The sequence below is a fragment of the Flavobacterium sp. genome (genome assembly GCF_040402835.1).
Taxonomy (GTDB): Bacteria; Bacteroidota; Bacteroidia; order Flavobacteriales; family Flavobacteriaceae; genus Flavobacterium.
Genome location: NZ_JBBALW010000021.1, coordinates 1 through 15,618 on the forward strand (window position 1 = coordinate 1; position 15,618 = coordinate 15,618).

The window sequence follows — 15,618 nt, forward strand, 5'->3', positions numbered from 1 at the left end:
AAGTCCTTTTTTTTAGTATGTTTTTTTTGGTATTATAATCTTAATTGAATTTCGTTTTGAATTTTATTAATTTCATCCATAGAATTAGAAGTGTAAACTTTAGACACTTTGTTTTTTCCTTCAAAATGTTTAAGGTTTAAATTATAATATCCACCATATCTTTTAGAAAAATAAATTCCAAATCCAATTATTCCCAAAGTGACGACACCCATACCTATTTTTTGAATTGGAGTTCTTTCTTCGTAATTTTTATAACCTCTATAATCTGTTGGACTACCGTTTGCACCTTCCCATATTTCTACTTTTTGTCCAATTTGAATTGAAAATAAAAATGCAAAAAGATAAATCAAATAAGGTATTCTGTTGTATGAAAAAACACTATAACCTTTAATTTTATCGTAATTTATGGTTAAGTATTTTGTATCATTCGTATTAAATATTAAATTATTAGTTTCAGTTAATAACTTATTTTCTTCAAATCTAATTTTTGAAGTTTCATTTTTAAATTCCATAAATATTAATTTTTAAATCTGTAAATATATAAATTTTTAGATTTAAAAACAACCTTATACTTTTGTCAGTTCGCTATCGTTCGGGTGCAATCTGTGCCCACAAGGAATCACACACAACTTTGCAAACCCAATTATGAAAATATAGACGTTCAAATTTAGCCTCCGATAGTAGCGGCATCCTGTTGTGGCGTCCCGAAGCTTCGGGACGCCACAAGAGATACAGCGAATAGCGGGTGGAATAGTGAGGGAAGATAAAATCGTGTGCTCCTAAAGAAAAATAACAGCCTGATTTTGAAATTCAACAACTTTCTCGGGAAATGAATTTTAGGTATGTTACTCCGTCAGTTTTATATAAGGAGAATTGTTGCGCTGAAATTTTGGTTGAAAATGGCTGAAACGAGCTGCATATAAAATTAGATATCGAGTAATTCATCGATAAAATTTGCTCGAAAACGTTGAATATCAATATTTTTGCAAAAAAAACACACACAAATGATTTTCGTATTACAATAAAGTTTACATTTGCCTCATTATAAATTATTATTATTTTTACAATGCGTACAGGTACAGTTAAATTTTTCAATGAATCAAAAGGTTACGGATTCATTACAGACGAAGAAACAGGAAAAGACATTTTTGTGCATGCTTCAGGAATCAGAGCGGAAGAATTACGCGAAGGTGACAGAGTTAGCTACGAAGAAGAAGAAGGAAGAAAAGGTAAAGTTGCTGCACAAGTTGCAGTACTTGAAGACTAAAAATATATATATTTTTGTTACCTAAAGTGTAAACGTTCCGGATCATTTCGGAACGTTTTTTTTTGGATTATCCCCAAATATTTTGTCGAAATAACAAATTCTGCCATAGAATTTTCCGACAAATTAAAATAGCTTGACAAACTCCCAAATCAAGCGTTATTTATAATCAATAAAAATTAAAAAAATATATCGATGTAGCTACAACAAATTTTTATTATTTCGTTGCTAAATCAATAATTGAAAGTTATCTTTGCGGGTAAAATCAAAGGTTAAAACATTTACTATGCAATCAAGTTTATCCAGTTATTTTCCAATACTAATGCAAATGCTGTTAGCGGTTGGATTCGTTGTGGGAATGATCATAATTTCGGGGAAATTAGGTCCAAAAAGATCGTCTACTTCTAAGGATAAAAACTTTGAATGCGGAATAGAATCTGTTGGAAATGCCCGTATTCCTTTTTCGGTAAAATATTTTTTAGTTGCCATATTGTTTGTGCTTTTTGATGTTGAGGTTATTTTCTTATATCCTTGGGCAATCAATTTCAGGGAATTAGGAATGGAAGGAATGGTTAAAATGGTACTTTTTATGTTTTTGCTTTTGGTAGGGTTTTTCTACATTATCAAAAAGAAAGCGTTGGAGTGGGAATAAATAATTTAAGATTTTTGATTTCAAATTTTTTGATTTCAAATTTCTTTAAAATACAATATTGATTTAAAAAATGATTTTGATTTCGGTTTTTAATATTCTGAAATCTAAATTCTAAAATCTTTAATAAAAATGACTGAATCTAAAACAAATATGGTTGAAGCACCTGAAGGGGTTGTAGGAGAAGGGTTCTTCGCTACAAAACTGAATGATGTTGTGGGATTAGCAAGAGCAAATTCACTTTGGCCTTTGCCATTTGCAACTTCTTGTTGTGGAATTGAATTTATGGCTACAATGGCTTCGCATTATGATTTGGCACGTTTCGGTTCGGAACGAGTGAGTTTTTCTCCTCGTCAAGCGGATATGCTAATGGTGATGGGAACAATATCAAAAAAAATGGCTCCTATTTTACGTCAGGTATATGAACAAATGGCCGAACCTCGTTGGGTAATTGCTGTTGGAGCTTGTGCTTCTTCAGGCGGAATTTTCGACACATATTCTGTGCTTCAAGGAATTGATAAAGTGATTCCAGTTGACGTATACGTACCTGGCTGCCCTCCAAGACCAGAACAAATTGTTGATGGCGTAATGAAATTGCAAGAATTGGTTAGATCTGAATCGGTAAGAAGAAGAAGTTCCCCAGAATACCAAGAATTATTAGCTTCTTATAATATAAAATAATGGCTTTAGATACCACTCAAATTCAAGATAAATTAATTGCAACATTTAGCGGAAGCGTTTTTAATTTCACTCAAGAAAAATCTATTTTTTCACTTGAAGTGGCTTCCGATAAAATCACTGCAGTTTTACTTTTCCTTAAAAATGACGAAACCTTGCGTTTCAATTTTCTAACTGATTTATGCGGAATTCACTATCCTGAAAACGATGAAAACCATCAATTCACGGTAGTTTATCATCTCCATAATTGGATTGATAATGTGAGAATCAAAATCAAAACCTATATATCAGGCACCAATCCAGAAATAAAAACAGTTTCAAATATTTTTCTTTGTGCCAATTGGATGGAAAGAGAAACCTACGATTTTTATGGAATAAATTTTATTGGTCATCCACAATTAAAACGTATTTTGAATATGGATGAAATGATTTCTTTTCCAATGCGAAAAGAATTCCCTTTGGAAGACGGGGGAAGAACCGATAAAGACGACCGTTTTTTCGGTAGAACAATAGACAATTGCTAAAAACACAATATATAATTTTTCACATTAAATAAATGTCAGAACTATTATTACCACCAGAGCATCGATATGCTGAAATTATAAAAAAACGTCAAAATGAAGACGGAAGCGAACTTTCGGTTCTTAATTTAGGACCAACGCACCCGGCGACACACGGTATTTTCCAAAATATTTTGTTGATGGATGGCGAGCGAATTTTGGAAGCCGAACCAACCATTGGTTACATTCACAGGGCTTTTGAAAAAATTGCAGAAAACCGACCTTTTTACCAAATTACGCCTCTTACGGATAGGATGAATTATTGTTCATCGCCTATCAATAATATGGCTTGGTGGATGACATTAGAAAAATTATTAGACATTGAAGTTCCCAAAAGAGCACAATATTTAAGAGTTATTGTAATGGAATTGGCGAGAATTACGGATCACTTAATTTGCAATTCCATTCTTGGAGTTGACACTGGAGCCTATACCGGTTTCTTGTATGTATTTCAATTTAGAGAAAAAGTATATGAAATCTACGAAGAAATTTGTGGTGCCCGTTTGACAACAAATATGGGAAGAATTGGTGGTTTCGAAAGAGATTGGTCGCCAGAAGCATTCCGCAAATTGGATGTGTTTTTAGAAGAATTTCCAATTGCTTGGAAAGAATTTGAAAACCTATTTGAAAGAAACAGAATTTTCATTGATAGAACCGTAAATGTAGGGCCGATTTCTGCTGAAAAAGCAATTTCTTACGGATTTACAGGTCCAAATTTACGTGCTGCCGGAGTCGATTATGATGTTCGTGTGGCGCAACCGTATTCATCTTACGAAGATTTTGATTTCATTGTTCCTGTAGGAAAATCAGGTGATACTTATGATCGTTTTTGCGTTCGTAATGCTGAAGTTTGGGAAAGTTTGAGCATCATTCGTCAAGCATTAGCAAAAATGCCTGCTGGAAATGACTTTCACGCCGATGTTCCCGATTATTATTTGCCACCAAAAGAAGACGTTTACCATAATATGGAATCCTTGATTTATCATTTCAAAATTGTAATGGGCGAAGTTCCTGTTCCAGTTGCCGAAATATATCACGCTGTTGAAGGTGGAAATGGAGAATTAGGATTTTATTTAGTAACCGATGGAAGTAGAACGCCATACAGATTGCATTTCAGAAGACCTTGTTTTATTTATTACCAAGCTTATCCTGAGATGATTAAAGGCGCATTATTATCTGATGCGATTGTTATTTTGTCGAGTTTGAATGTTATTGCTGGAGAATTAGACGCATAAAAAAATTATAAATTTTGAATTATAAATTATAAATGACACGATTTCATTTCAAATTTAGAATTCAGAATTCAAAATAATAAAAAATGGAACATAGACATTACAAGCAGGAAATAAATATCACAGAAACATTGATGGTTCGCATCAATGAGTTGATAAGTCATTATCCTGAAGATAAAATAAAATCGGCATTATTGCCTGTTTTACACGAAGTTCAAGACGCTCACGACAATTGGTTGAGCTTGGAATTAATGGACAAAGTGGCCGAAATTTTACGCATCAAACCCATTGAAGTTTATGAAGTTGTTTCGTTTTATACGATGTACAATCAAAGACCAATTGGGAAATATATGTTTGAATTTTGTCAAACTTCGCCTTGTTGTTTGAATGGTGTGGAGGATTTGATGGATTATACTTGTGAGAAATTAGGAGTAAAAGTAGGCGAACCAACAGCTGACGGACTTTTTGAAGTGAGAGGCGTTGAATGTTTAGGCGCTTGTGGTTATGCCCCAATGATGCAATTGGGTGATTTCTATAAAGAGCATCTTACCAAAGAAAAAATTGATCAATTGATTGTTGATTGTAAAGAAGATAAAATTACGTTACACGATATATAATATGTCACAAAAAATATTATTAGACAAAATAAATGTTCCGGGAATTAGAACCTACGAAGTCTATCGCCAAAATGGTGGTTACGCTTCTGTGGAAAAAGCTATGAAAACAATGACCCCAGATGAAGTTGTGGAAGAAGTGAAAACTTCGGGACTTCGTGGTCGTGGTGGAGCAGGATTTCCAGCAGGGATGAAATGGAGTTTCATTGATAAAAAATCGGGAAAACCAAGACATTTAGTTTGCAATGCCGATGAATCAGAACCGGGGACTTTCAAAGATCGCTATTTGATGGAATTTATTCCTCATTTATTGATTGAAGGAATGATTACTTCTAGTTTTGCATTAGGCGCAAATTTATCTTACATCTATATTCGTGGTGAATATATGTGGATTTATAAAATATTAGAAAGAGCCATCGCCGAAGCAAAAGCTGCTGGTTGGTTGGGGAAAAATATATTGGGAACAGGTTACGATTTGGAATTATACGTTCAAATTGGAGCTGGAGCCTACATTTGTGGAGAAGAAACCGCATTAATAGAATCGTTGGAAGGGAAAAGAGGAAATCCGCGAATCAAACCGCCATTTCCTGCAGTTTCAGGACTTTGGTCAAACCCAACCGTGGTAAATAATGTAGAAACTATTGCGGCTGTGCCTTGGATTGTAAATAATTCAGGTGCTGATTATGCTAAAATAGGAATTGGTCGTTCTACAGGAACCAAATTAATTTCGGCTTCGGGACACATCAAAAATCCGGGAGTTTATGAAATTGAATTGGGGTTAAGCGTTTATGAATTTATGAATTCTGATGACTATTTAGGAGGAATGAGTTCTGACCGACCATTGAAAGCATTTGTTCCTGGAGGAAGTTCTGTTCCTGTTTTGCCAGCACATTTAATTTATAAAACTGCCAACGGTGAAGATCGTTTAATGTCTTATGAATCGTTAAGTGACGGGGGATTTGTATCAGGTTCAATGTTGGGTTCAGGAGGATTCATTGTTTATAATGATACGTCTTGTATTGTAAGAAATACATGGAATTTCTCAAGATTTTACCACCACGAAAGTTGCGGGCAATGTTCGCCTTGTCGAGAAGGAACGGGTTGGATGGAAAAAGTTTTACACCGAATTGAAAACGGTCACGGGCGTGAAGAAGATATCGATTTGCTTTTGAGTATCCAAAGTAAAATTGAAGGAAATACGATTTGTCCATTAGGTGATGCAGCGGCTTGGCCAGTGGCAGCAGCGATTCGTCACTTTAGAGATGAATTTGAGTATCATATTCGTTTCCCAGAAAAAATTAAAAACAGAGATCACTTTGTTGCCGAGCCTTTTGTTAAGTCGAAAGTTGTAATGTCATAAAGTCTTAACGAAATAGAAAAGTAGTACCTAAATTTTCAGATGAATTTTCACAGTTAAACAATTTGAAACTTTAAACCTGAAACTTTAAACCAAATAAAAAATGAAAGTAACTATAGATGGTCAAGCGATTGAAGTAGCGCCCGGGACAACAATCCTGCAAGCAGCACGTATGATTGGTGGCGAAAGCGTCCCTCCAGCAATGTGCTATTATTCTAAATTAGAAGGTAGCGGTGGAAAATGCCGTTGTTGTTTAGTGGAAGTTGCCAAAGGAAGCGAAGCCGATCCAAGACCAATGCCAAAATTAATGGCTTCTTGTGTAACAGGATGTCAAGACGGGATGGAAATTAACAGCAATTCATCAGAAAGAGTAATAGCAGCGAGAAAATCGGTGACGGAATTCTTGTTGATAAATCACCCGTTGGATTGTCCAGTTTGCGATCAAGCAGGAGAATGCGATTTGCAAAATTTAAGTTTCAAACACGGAAAATCAGAAACAAGATTCGTTGAAGAAAAAAGAACCTTTGAGCCAGAAGATATTGGTCCAAACATTCAATTGCATATGAATCGTTGTATTCTATGCTATCGTTGTGTAATGGTTGCTGATCAATTGACAGACAATCGCGTGCACGGAATTATGGACAGAGGCGATCATTCCAATATTTCAACGTGTCTTTCAAAAGCAATTGACAATGAATTTTCAGGAAATATGATTGATGTTTGTCCTGTTGGTGCGTTAACCGATAAGACATTCCGATTCAAATCGAGAGTTTGGTTCAACAAACCTTATAATGCTCATAGAGATTGCGATAAATGTTGTGGGAAAACTACTGTTTGGATGTTTGGTGACGAAATTCAAAGAGTTACAGGTAGAAAAGATGAATTCCACGAAGTTGATGAATTTATTTGTAATGGCTGTCGATTTGATCACAAAGAAGTTTCGGATTGGGTTATTGAAGGACCTCGTAAATTCGAGAAAGATTCCGTAATCAATCAAAATAAATACTACAGAAAATTAGAAACGGTTCAAATTGCTACGGAATCTGGAATTCTAAAAGGAAGAGACCAAGACCGTAAAAAAATTAGTATGCCAGCTGTTCCATTGAGTAAAGAGGAAAATCAAGAATTTCAAAAAGGCAATCTTTAGATGATGGATACTACAATAATAATCGAAAAAAGTGTCATCATCTTTGTTGTTTTTGCAATTACAATGTTGATGGCGATGTATTCTACTTGGGCGGAACGTAAGGTTGCCGCTTGGTTACAAGACAGAATTGGTCCTAATAGAGCGGGTCCGCTTGGATTATTACAACCACTTGCTGATGGAATGAAATTATTCGCAAAAGAAGAATTTGAACCAAATACTCCCAATAAATTTTTATTTATGGTAGGGCCTGCAATTGCTATGAGCACTGCTTTAATGACGAGTGCAGTAATTCCTTGGGGCGACAGATTTCATCTTTTTGGACGAGATGTTTTATTGCAAGCAACCGATATTGATGTGGCTTTATTATACATTTTCGGAGTTGTTTCTGTGGGTGTTTATGGAATTATGATTGGTGGGTGGGCTTCAAATAATAAATTTTCATTGATTGGAGCGGTTCGTGCTGCTTCGCAAATGGTTTCTTATGAAGTGGCGATGGGACTTTCGATGATTGCTCTTTTGATGATGACGGGAACGTTGAGTTTGAGAGAAATTTCGGCGCAACAAGCAGGTATGAATTGGAATGTTTTTTACCAACCGGTATCATTTTTAATATTTTTGATTTGTGCTTTTGCAGAAACCAACAGAACGCCTTTTGATTTAGCGGAATGTGAAACCGAATTGATTGGTGGGTATCACACCGAATATTCTTCTATGAAAATGGGATTTTATTTGTTTGCTGAATATGCAAATATGTTCATTTCTTCAACTATTTTAGCGGTTTTATTCTTCGGGGGTTATAATTATCCTGGAATGAGTTGGGCGGTTGAAAATTGGGGTGTGAATATTGCTAACGTAATAGGAATTGCTGTTTTATTTGCAAAAATATGTGGATTTATCTTTTTCTATATGTGGGTTCGATGGACCATTCCAAGATTTAGATACGATCAATTGATGCATTTGGGATGGAGAATTTTGATTCCATTATCGATTGTGAATATTATGATTACGGGAATTGTGATTTTAAGACACGAAATAATTTCGTTTTTAGGATTTTAAAATAGAAATTGAGGTGGTCACAGATTGTGACCAGTTAAGAAATTTTCTGGTAAAAATCGCGGTAAATATCAATAAATTGAGGTGGTAACAAATTGTGACCACCTCAAGAAAAAAAATAACAATATATGAGCCAAGAATTAATTATTACAGAAGAATTTATAATGGGCAAAATCTTGCTTATAAGGGATAAAAAAGTAATGGTTGATTCAGATTTGGCTACGCTTTATGGAGTTACAACCAAGCGTTTAAATGAGCAAGTTAAACGAAATATAAAACGCTTTCCAAGTAATTTTATGTTTCAGTTGACCGAAATTGAAAAAACATATGTGGTCGCAAATTGCGACCACCTCAAGAAGTTAAAATTTTCGTCATCTTTGCCATATGTTTTTACAGAACACGGAACAATGATGTTAGGAAATGTATTAAGCTCGGATAGAGCAATTGAATTTAGTATTAAAATTGTAGAGGCATTTATTAAAATGAGAGAATTTCTAACCAATAATTTAAGTGTAAAACTTGAAATTGAGGAAATTAAAAAGAAGTTAATGAATCACGACAAGAATATTGAACTGGTTTTTAATTACTTGGATGAAATGATGGAAAAGCAAGATAATAAAGAGGAAAGAATCAAAATTGGGTACAAAAAATAATAATTAAACGAAAAACATAATAAAGACCCGAAATCCCTAGCCCTGATTGCAGTGAAAATCCCACGCTTTTTAGCGTGGATTGAAACGGAAAGCAGGATTAAGCTTCAAATAAAAAAATAAAAATGTCAATAGAAAGTATATCCTTATCGGGAAGAAAAAAAGTGGTTTCCAACAAGGAGATGACTTTTTTGGAAAGTATGTATCTGGTTGCGATTATTAAAGGTTTGTTTATTACAATCAGACATTTATTTCGCAGAAAAGTAACGATTCAATATCCGGAGCAAGTTCGGGAAATGAGTCCAGTTTATCGTGGACAACACATGTTGAAACGCGATGAAGAAGGGCGCGAAAACTGTACTGCTTGTGGATTGTGTGCATTATCTTGTCCTGCGGAAGCCATCACGATGAAGGCGGAAGAGCGCAAGGCGAACGAATTGCATTTGTACCGTGAGGAAAAATATGCGTCGATATATGAGATAAATATGTTGCGTTGTATTTTCTGTGGATTGTGTGAGGAAGCGTGTCCTAAAGATGCGATTTACTTGACAATTTCGAAAGAATTGGTTCCTTCAAGTTATGAAAGAGAAGATTTTATTTTTGGAAAAGACAAATTAGTCATGCCATTGGATGAGGCAATGAAAAATGCTCAACTTAAAAACGCAAACTAATGTCAGCACTACTTATAATTTTTTGTGTATTAGCAGCGATAACTTTATCGACGGCTTTTTTGACGGTTTTCAGTAGAAATCCTATACACAGCGCTATTTATTTGGTGATTTGCTTTTTCTCGATTGCTGGTCATTATTTATTATTAAATTCTCAATTTCTGGCAATTGTTCATGTTATCGTGTACTCGGGAGCGATAATGATTTTGTTTTTATTTACGATAATGTTGATGAATTTGAACAAGGAAAATGAAGTCCACAAACCTCGAGTTACGAGATTGGCGGCGGTGATTTTGTTTTGTTCGACATGTTTGATTTTAATTGCAATTTTCGTAAATTCTAAACCTATCGTTGGAGAATATGACGCTACTGGTAAGGATTTCCAATCAATTAAAAAATTAGGAAACGTACTTTTGAACGAATATATGGTGCCTTTTGAATATGCTTCCATTTTGCTTTTGGTGGCGATGATTGGAGCAGTTTTATTGTCTAAAAGAGAAAAAATAGAAAAATAATATGAATAATATTTTGAATCAAATAGGTATTGAAAACTATATATTCCTAGCGGTTATACTTTTTAGCATTGGCGTATTTGGGGTTTTATACAGACGAAATGCCATTATCGTGTTTATGTCAATTGAAATTATGTTGAACGCTGTGAATTTACTTTTTGTGGCTTTTTCAAAGTACCATCAAGATGCCCAAGGACAAGTTTTTGTATTTTTCTCGATGGCGGTTGCTGCTGCAGAAGTTGCGGTAGGTTTGGCAATATTGGTTTCAATATTTAGAAATTTAGGCTCGATTGATATCGATAATTTGAAAAATTTAAAAGGATAATTTAATGGAAACTAATTTAGCTTTAGTCTTAGTATTGACTCCTTTTTTAGGATTTATATTAAATGTATTCTTCGGAAAAAGTATTGGAAAAACAGTTTCCGGAACAATTGGAACACTTTCGGTAGTGGTTTCATTTGCGGTTACACTTTATTTTTTCTTACAAATAAATGAAACTAATCGAGTGATCCAAATCAATTTATTCGATTGGATTTCTTTCAGTAATTTCAGTGTAAAATTTGGATTTCTTTTAGACCAATTATCACTTTTATGGTTGTTATTTGTAACCGGAATTGGATCGTTAATTCACCTGTATTCTATCAGTTACATGCACGATGACGAAAATATGCACAAGTTTTTTGCCTATTTAAATCTGTTTATATTCTTTATGATTACCCTTGTAATAGGAAGTAATTTATTGGTAATGTTCATTGGCTGGGAAGGCGTTGGACTTTGTTCGTATCTTTTAATTGGATTTTGGTATAAAAACCAAGATTTTAATGATGCTGCAAAAAAGGCTTTCATTATGAACCGTATTGGCGATTTAGGATTGCTTATCGGAATTATTATTATTGCAAGTTTATTCAATACTACTGATTTTGTTGCGCTTAAAGCACTTGTGCTTCTTGGAACAAATGGAGTTGCGAAATTTTGGATTGCGGGTGCGGCCTTAGCATTATTTATAGGTGCTTCAGGAAAATCAGCGCAAATTCCTTTATACACTTGGTTGCCAGATGCCATGGCGGGACCAACACCAGTTTCAGCATTAATTCATGCTGCAACAATGGTAACGGCGGGTATTTTCATGATTACAAGATTGAATTTCTTGTTTGATTTAGCACCACAAATTCAAAATCTAATCGCTATAATTGGCGCAATTACAGCTTTGGTAGCCGCTACAATTGGATTAGTTCAAAACGATATCAAAAAAGTATTGGCCTATTCTACCGTTTCACAATTGGGGTTAATGTTCCTAGCTTTAGGTCTTGGTGCTTATGAAGTTGCCGTTTTCCACGTAATCACGCACGCCTTCTTTAAAGCGTGTTTGTTCTTGGGTTCGGGTTCTGTAATTCACGCCTTGCACGGCGAACAAGACATGAGAAAAATGGGCGGATTGAAAAAAGCAATGCCAATTACATTTATCACCATGTTAATTGCTTCTTTAGCGATTTCTGGAATCTTTCCCTTTGCCGGTTTTTGGTCGAAAGATGAAATTTTAATGACGGCTTTTCATACTGATATTCCACTTTGGGTTATTGGTTCTATCGCTTCAATTATGACCGCTTTCTATATGTTTCGATTAATGTATCTTACATTTTTCAAAGAATTTAGAGGGACAGAACATCAAAAAAGTCATTTGCACGAATCTCCAAAATTAATCACATTGCCATTGGTGATTTTAGCAATTCTTGCCACGTTTGGAGGATTAATTAATTTTCCAGGAAGCAATTGGTTGAACCATTATTTAGAACCAATTATTACAAAAACAGGACACGAAACGGGTCTAGGAACTACAGAATATATTTTGATGGGAATTGCATTAGTTGGAGCCATTATTGGAATCTCAATTGCATTTGCAAAATACATTAAGCAAAGTCAAGTTCCTTCTGAAGATGCTGAAATTACGGGTATTGCTAAAGTTTTATACAATAAATATTATCTTGACGAAGCCTATACTATTGTTTTTGTGAATCCAATAAATGCCGCTTCCCGTTTCTTTAGAGACGTTTTGGAAACTTCGTTATCTTCATTTGTATATGGATTTGGAAAAGTCACAGAAGCCATTGGAACGCAAGGAAAAAAAGTACAAAGTGGAAGCATCGGATTGTATCTTTTTGCTTTTGTTTTGGGCATTTGCGTAATACTAACCTGTTTATTTATAGCTCAATAATTATACTATGAATGTATCTCTTATATTAATTATACTTTTAGTTGGCGCATTTGCAACGTTTTTAGCGGGTGATAAATTCGCTTCAAAAGTAGCCTTATTCTTTAGTTTGGCAGCATTAGGTTGTTCAATAGTATTGTTGAATCATTATAATTCTGGTCAAGATATCAGCGTTTTAAGTCCATGGATTTCAAACCCTAAAATTTATTTAATTTTAGAAGCCGACGGTCTTTCTATAGCTATGCTTTTATTAACAGCCGCTTTAACGCCAATTATCATCTTTTCCTCTTTTGGAAACGACTATAAAAACAGCAAAAGTTTTTACGCTTTAATCTTGTTTATGGCATTTGCAATGACAGGGACATTCTTGGCAGGAGACGGAATTTTATATTATATTTTCTGGGAATTATCATTAATACCAATTTATTTCATTGCACTACTTTGGGGAAATGGAGATGCCGAAGAACGTAAAAAAGCAGTTATAAAGTTCTTTATTTTCACTTTGGCAGGTTCGTTATTTATGTTGGCTGCTTTCGCTTATTTATATCAAAAAACACACAACTTCTTACTGGTTGATTTGTGTATGGTAAATTTAACAGTAAAAGAACAATTTTGGATATTCATGGCCTTCTTCATGGCGTATGCAATAAAAATTCCATTAATACCATTTCATTCTTGGCAAGCAAGTGTCTATCAAAAAGCACCAACTGTTGGAACGATGCTATTATCAGGAATTATGCTGAAAATGGGATTGTACAGCGTAATTCGTTGGCAATTGCAAATTGCACCATTAGCAGCAAAACAATACATTTACGTATTTGTAGCCATTGGAATCGCAGGTACAATCTATGGTTCGATCGTTGCGTTACGACAAAAAGATTTAAAAAGATTATTGGCTTATTCTTCCTTAGCCCACGTTGGATTAATTGCCGCTGGCGCTTATACCTTAACAATTGATGGTTTGCGAGGCGCAGTTCTTCAAATGATTTCTCACGGATTTGTTATAGTAGGTTTGTTTCTTGCTGCCGAAATTATCTTCCGCAGGTACCAAACAAATACCATTTCTGAAATGGGAGGAATACGTTCACAAGCACCAAAATTTACCTCGTTTTTTATGCTTTTGGTTTTAGCATCTGTAGCATTGCCCCCAACATTTAATTTTATTGGAGAATTTACCTTGCTTTATAGCATTTCTCAAATCAATCTTTGGTATGCTGTTTTAGGCGGAACTACCATTATTTTAGGAGCGTATTATATGTTGAAAATGTTTCAAACATCGATGTTGGGAGAAACAAACACAAAAATATTTTCTGATATTACACTAAACGAAGGAATTTCATTGACAGTAATTGTTGCTGTTTTGTTCTTCTTCGGATTGTATCCAAAACCAATTTTAGACTTGATAACACCAAGTTTAGAATCGATTATGGTTAGCATCAACAGATTCGGTTAGGCATTTAAATAAAAAATTCAATATAATAATAGTATAACGATTTAAGACTTTGAAGCAAATCCATTCTTCAAATTCCGAAATCTAAAATTTAAACAATGAATACATTAATAGCAATAATAGGATTAGGTGTTTTATGCCTTTTATTTGAAATCATGAATTTCAGAAAAGCCATTATTCCAGTAACAATTATTGGTTTACTTGCCATATTAGGACTCAACATCTCCGAATATAATTCGCCTGCAACCTATTATAATAATATGATTGTAGTTAGCAAATTCTCGGTTGCTTTTTCTAGTTTATTCATTGTACTAACGATTTTCTTGGTGGCATTAAGTCATAATTTTTATGAAAACCAACAATCAAAAATCTCAGATTTCATCGCTATAAAAATATTTTTATTGTCAGGAGCAGTTGCAATGGTATCTTTTGGGAACCTTTCCATGTTCTTTTTAGGAATCGAAGTATTGTCCATTTCACTTTACGTTTTAGCTGCGTCAGACCGAAGCAGCATCAAAAGTAATGAAGCCGGTTTGAAATATTTTCTAATGGGATCTTTCGCTTCGGGAATATTATTATTTGGAATTTGCCTTATTTATGGTGCAATGGGAACATTCGACATCACCGAAATCAGTGAATATACCCAATCTGCTGAGTTGCCATCTTGGTTTTTCATCGGAATTGTATTGCTAACCATCGGAATGTTATTCAAAATTGCAGCCGTACCTTTTCACTTTTGGGCACCCGATGTTTATGAAGGTTCGCCAGCATTAACAACAGCCACAATGAGCACCTTGGCAAAAGTGGTGGCCATGGCCGCATTATACAAACTATTAACGGCAATGAACGTAGAAATTACCAACGGATTCCAAATCGTAATTGTTGTGATTTCTATTGCTTCGATGACCGTTGGAAACATTATGGCATTAAAACAAACTAATGTAAAACGGATGTTGGCATTCTCAGGAATTTCACACGCCGGATTTATGCTAATGGTTTTATTGAGTGCCACAACCGCCGCAGGAAGTCTGTTGTATTATGCTTCAGCATATGCTTTAGCAGGAATTGCGTCGTTCAGCGTAGTGCTTTATGTGTGTAAAAACAAAGGAAACGAAAACATCGCTAACTTCAACGGTTTAGGAAAAACCAATCCAATCTTAGCGGCAGTTCTTACCGCATCCTTGTTATCAATGGCGGGTATTCCTGTATTTGCCGGGTTTTTCGCTAAGCTAATGTTATTCACCCAAACCATTCAAGCAGGTTATTTAATCGTAGTTATTGCAGCAGTAATTAACTCAATTATCAGTGTGGGTTACTATTTCAAATTAATTTTGGCCATGTACACCAAAGAGCCAGAGGAAGCCACCGCAAAAACACCATTCGTTTTCTATGCCGTAGCCGTAATCGCCATCGTTTTGAACATCATTATCGGACTGTTCCCGTCGTTAATAATTGATGTTTTAGCATAAAATATTTTTTCACAAACCATTATACAAAACCATCAGAGTCACTTTTGATGGTTTTTTCTTTTGGAGCAAACGATTTCATTTTACCTCACCATTCCCCCGCCATTC

17 protein-coding genes are annotated in these 15,618 nt (G+C 34.7%); 16 read left to right on the forward strand and 1 reads right to left on the reverse strand.

What is annotated here, in order from left to right:
• Nucleotides 1-32: 32 nt before the first annotated feature.
• Complete coding sequence (locus AC9UEH_RS08440) at nt 33-512, reverse strand: hypothetical protein (protein ID WP_509530729.1); 480 nt, start codon at nt 510-512, stop codon at nt 33-35.
• Nucleotides 513-1,066: 554 nt separating this feature from the next.
• On the opposite strand from AC9UEH_RS08440, the gene AC9UEH_RS08445 reads away from it, so the two are divergent.
• The 16 genes from AC9UEH_RS08445 to AC9UEH_RS08520 all read left to right on the forward strand — a co-directional run bounded on the left by AC9UEH_RS08445 (nt 1,067) and on the right by AC9UEH_RS08520 (nt 15,513).
• On the forward strand, nt 1,067-1,267 hold the full coding sequence (locus AC9UEH_RS08445) for a cold-shock protein (protein ID WP_027310289.1): 201 nt from the start codon (nt 1,067-1,069) through the stop codon (nt 1,265-1,267).
• Between the two features lie 283 nt (nt 1,268-1,550).
• Nucleotides 1,551-1,916 carry an NADH-quinone oxidoreductase subunit A gene (locus AC9UEH_RS08450; RefSeq protein ID WP_509530731.1) on the forward strand — a complete coding sequence of 122 codons (366 nt, stop codon included), beginning with the start codon at nt 1,551-1,553 and terminating at the stop codon, nt 1,914-1,916.
• A gap of 129 nt (nt 1,917-2,045) precedes the next feature.
• The gene (locus tag AC9UEH_RS08455) at nt 2,046-2,594 is read left to right on the forward strand and encodes an NADH-quinone oxidoreductase subunit B (RefSeq protein WP_509530733.1); all 549 of its coding nucleotides are present in this window, start codon (nt 2,046-2,048) and stop codon (nt 2,592-2,594) included.
• Nucleotides 2,594-3,115 (forward strand): NADH-quinone oxidoreductase subunit C, encoded by a 522-nt coding sequence (locus tag AC9UEH_RS08460; protein ID WP_509530735.1) that lies wholly within the window; start codon nt 2,594-2,596, stop codon nt 3,113-3,115. Before AC9UEH_RS08455 ends, AC9UEH_RS08460 begins: the two co-directional genes overlap by 1 nt.
• Nucleotides 3,116-3,147: 32 nt before the next feature.
• The gene (locus AC9UEH_RS08465; RefSeq protein WP_509530737.1) at nt 3,148-4,386 is read left to right on the forward strand and encodes an NADH-quinone oxidoreductase subunit D; all 1,239 of its coding nucleotides are present in this window, start codon (nt 3,148-3,150) and stop codon (nt 4,384-4,386) included.
• Nucleotides 4,387-4,469: 83 nt separating this feature from the next.
• Nucleotides 4,470-5,000, forward strand: a complete 531-nt coding sequence (locus AC9UEH_RS08470) for a complex I 24 kDa subunit family protein (RefSeq protein ID WP_509530739.1) — start codon at nt 4,470-4,472, stop codon at nt 4,998-5,000.
• A 1-nt stretch (nt 5,001) separates the two neighbouring features.
• Entirely contained in the window at nt 5,002-6,357 is a 1,356-nt protein-coding gene (gene nuoF, locus AC9UEH_RS08475; protein WP_509530741.1) for an NADH-quinone oxidoreductase subunit NuoF, read from the forward strand.
• Nucleotides 6,358-6,457: 100 nt separating this feature from the next.
• Entirely contained in the window at nt 6,458-7,501 is a 1,044-nt protein-coding gene (locus tag AC9UEH_RS08480; protein ID WP_509530743.1) for an NADH-quinone oxidoreductase subunit G, read from the forward strand.
• A 3-nt stretch (nt 7,502-7,504) separates the two neighbouring features.
• A complete protein-coding gene (gene nuoH / locus AC9UEH_RS08485) occupies nt 7,505-8,557 on the forward strand; it encodes an NADH-quinone oxidoreductase subunit NuoH (RefSeq protein WP_509530798.1) in 1,053 nt (350 codons plus the stop codon).
• A 125-nt stretch (nt 8,558-8,682) separates the two neighbouring features.
• Nucleotides 8,683-9,207, forward strand: coding sequence for an ORF6N domain-containing protein (locus tag AC9UEH_RS08490; protein WP_509530745.1), 525 nt, complete (start codon nt 8,683-8,685; stop codon nt 9,205-9,207).
• A gap of 122 nt (nt 9,208-9,329) precedes the next feature.
• Nucleotides 9,330-9,875 carry an NADH-quinone oxidoreductase subunit NuoI gene (nuoI, locus tag AC9UEH_RS08495; RefSeq protein ID WP_509530747.1) on the forward strand — a complete coding sequence of 182 codons (546 nt, stop codon included), beginning with the start codon at nt 9,330-9,332 and terminating at the stop codon, nt 9,873-9,875.
• Nucleotides 9,875-10,387, forward strand: a complete 513-nt coding sequence (locus tag AC9UEH_RS08500; protein WP_509530749.1) for an NADH-quinone oxidoreductase subunit J family protein — start codon at nt 9,875-9,877, stop codon at nt 10,385-10,387. Before nuoI ends, AC9UEH_RS08500 begins: the two co-directional genes overlap by 1 nt.
• Before the next feature lies 1 nt (nt 10,388).
• Nucleotides 10,389-10,709: an NADH-quinone oxidoreductase subunit NuoK gene (gene nuoK / locus AC9UEH_RS08505; protein ID WP_509530751.1), complete on the forward strand. Its 321-nt coding sequence runs from the start codon at nt 10,389-10,391 to the stop codon at nt 10,707-10,709.
• Nucleotides 10,710-10,713: 4 nt separating this feature from the next.
• The gene (gene nuoL / locus AC9UEH_RS08510) at nt 10,714-12,597 is read left to right on the forward strand and encodes an NADH-quinone oxidoreductase subunit L (RefSeq protein WP_509530753.1); all 1,884 of its coding nucleotides are present in this window, start codon (nt 10,714-10,716) and stop codon (nt 12,595-12,597) included.
• Nucleotides 12,598-12,604: 7 nt separating this feature from the next.
• Nucleotides 12,605-14,047, forward strand: a complete 1,443-nt coding sequence (locus AC9UEH_RS08515; protein WP_509530755.1) for a complex I subunit 4 family protein — start codon at nt 12,605-12,607, stop codon at nt 14,045-14,047.
• A 95-nt stretch (nt 14,048-14,142) separates the two neighbouring features.
• Nucleotides 14,143-15,513, forward strand: coding sequence for an NADH-quinone oxidoreductase subunit N (locus tag AC9UEH_RS08520; RefSeq protein ID WP_509530757.1), 1,371 nt, complete (start codon nt 14,143-14,145; stop codon nt 15,511-15,513).
• Nucleotides 15,514-15,618: the final 105 nt, after the last annotated feature.

Excerpts from the sequence above, each read along its gene's own strand:
- AC9UEH_RS08440 (WP_509530729.1), bottom strand. The coding sequence starts at position 512 with ATGGAATTTAAAAATGAAACTTCAAAAATTAGATTTGAAGAAAATAAG.
- AC9UEH_RS08445 (WP_027310289.1), top strand. The coding sequence starts at position 1,067 with ATGCGTACAGGTACAGTTAAATTTTTCAATGAATCAAAAGGTTACGGA.
- AC9UEH_RS08450 (WP_509530731.1), top strand. The coding sequence starts at position 1,551 with ATGCAATCAAGTTTATCCAGTTATTTTCCAATACTAATGCAAATGCTG.
- AC9UEH_RS08455 (WP_509530733.1), top strand. The coding sequence starts at position 2,046 with ATGACTGAATCTAAAACAAATATGGTTGAAGCACCTGAAGGGGTTGTA.
- AC9UEH_RS08460 (WP_509530735.1), top strand. The coding sequence starts at position 2,594 with ATGGCTTTAGATACCACTCAAATTCAAGATAAATTAATTGCAACATTT.
- AC9UEH_RS08465 (WP_509530737.1), top strand. The coding sequence starts at position 3,148 with ATGTCAGAACTATTATTACCACCAGAGCATCGATATGCTGAAATTATA.
- AC9UEH_RS08470 (WP_509530739.1), top strand. The coding sequence starts at position 4,470 with ATGGAACATAGACATTACAAGCAGGAAATAAATATCACAGAAACATTG.
- nuoF (WP_509530741.1), top strand. The coding sequence starts at position 5,002 with ATGTCACAAAAAATATTATTAGACAAAATAAATGTTCCGGGAATTAGA.
- AC9UEH_RS08480 (WP_509530743.1), top strand. The coding sequence starts at position 6,458 with ATGAAAGTAACTATAGATGGTCAAGCGATTGAAGTAGCGCCCGGGACA.
- nuoH (WP_509530798.1), top strand. The coding sequence starts at position 7,505 with ATGGATACTACAATAATAATCGAAAAAAGTGTCATCATCTTTGTTGTT.
- AC9UEH_RS08490 (WP_509530745.1), top strand. The coding sequence starts at position 8,683 with ATGAGCCAAGAATTAATTATTACAGAAGAATTTATAATGGGCAAAATC.
- nuoI (WP_509530747.1), top strand. The coding sequence starts at position 9,330 with ATGTCAATAGAAAGTATATCCTTATCGGGAAGAAAAAAAGTGGTTTCC.
- AC9UEH_RS08500 (WP_509530749.1), top strand. The coding sequence starts at position 9,875 with ATGTCAGCACTACTTATAATTTTTTGTGTATTAGCAGCGATAACTTTA.
- nuoK (WP_509530751.1), top strand. The coding sequence starts at position 10,389 with ATGAATAATATTTTGAATCAAATAGGTATTGAAAACTATATATTCCTA.
- nuoL (WP_509530753.1), top strand. The coding sequence starts at position 10,714 with ATGGAAACTAATTTAGCTTTAGTCTTAGTATTGACTCCTTTTTTAGGA.
- AC9UEH_RS08515 (WP_509530755.1), top strand. The coding sequence starts at position 12,605 with ATGAATGTATCTCTTATATTAATTATACTTTTAGTTGGCGCATTTGCA.
- AC9UEH_RS08520 (WP_509530757.1), top strand. The coding sequence starts at position 14,143 with ATGAATACATTAATAGCAATAATAGGATTAGGTGTTTTATGCCTTTTA.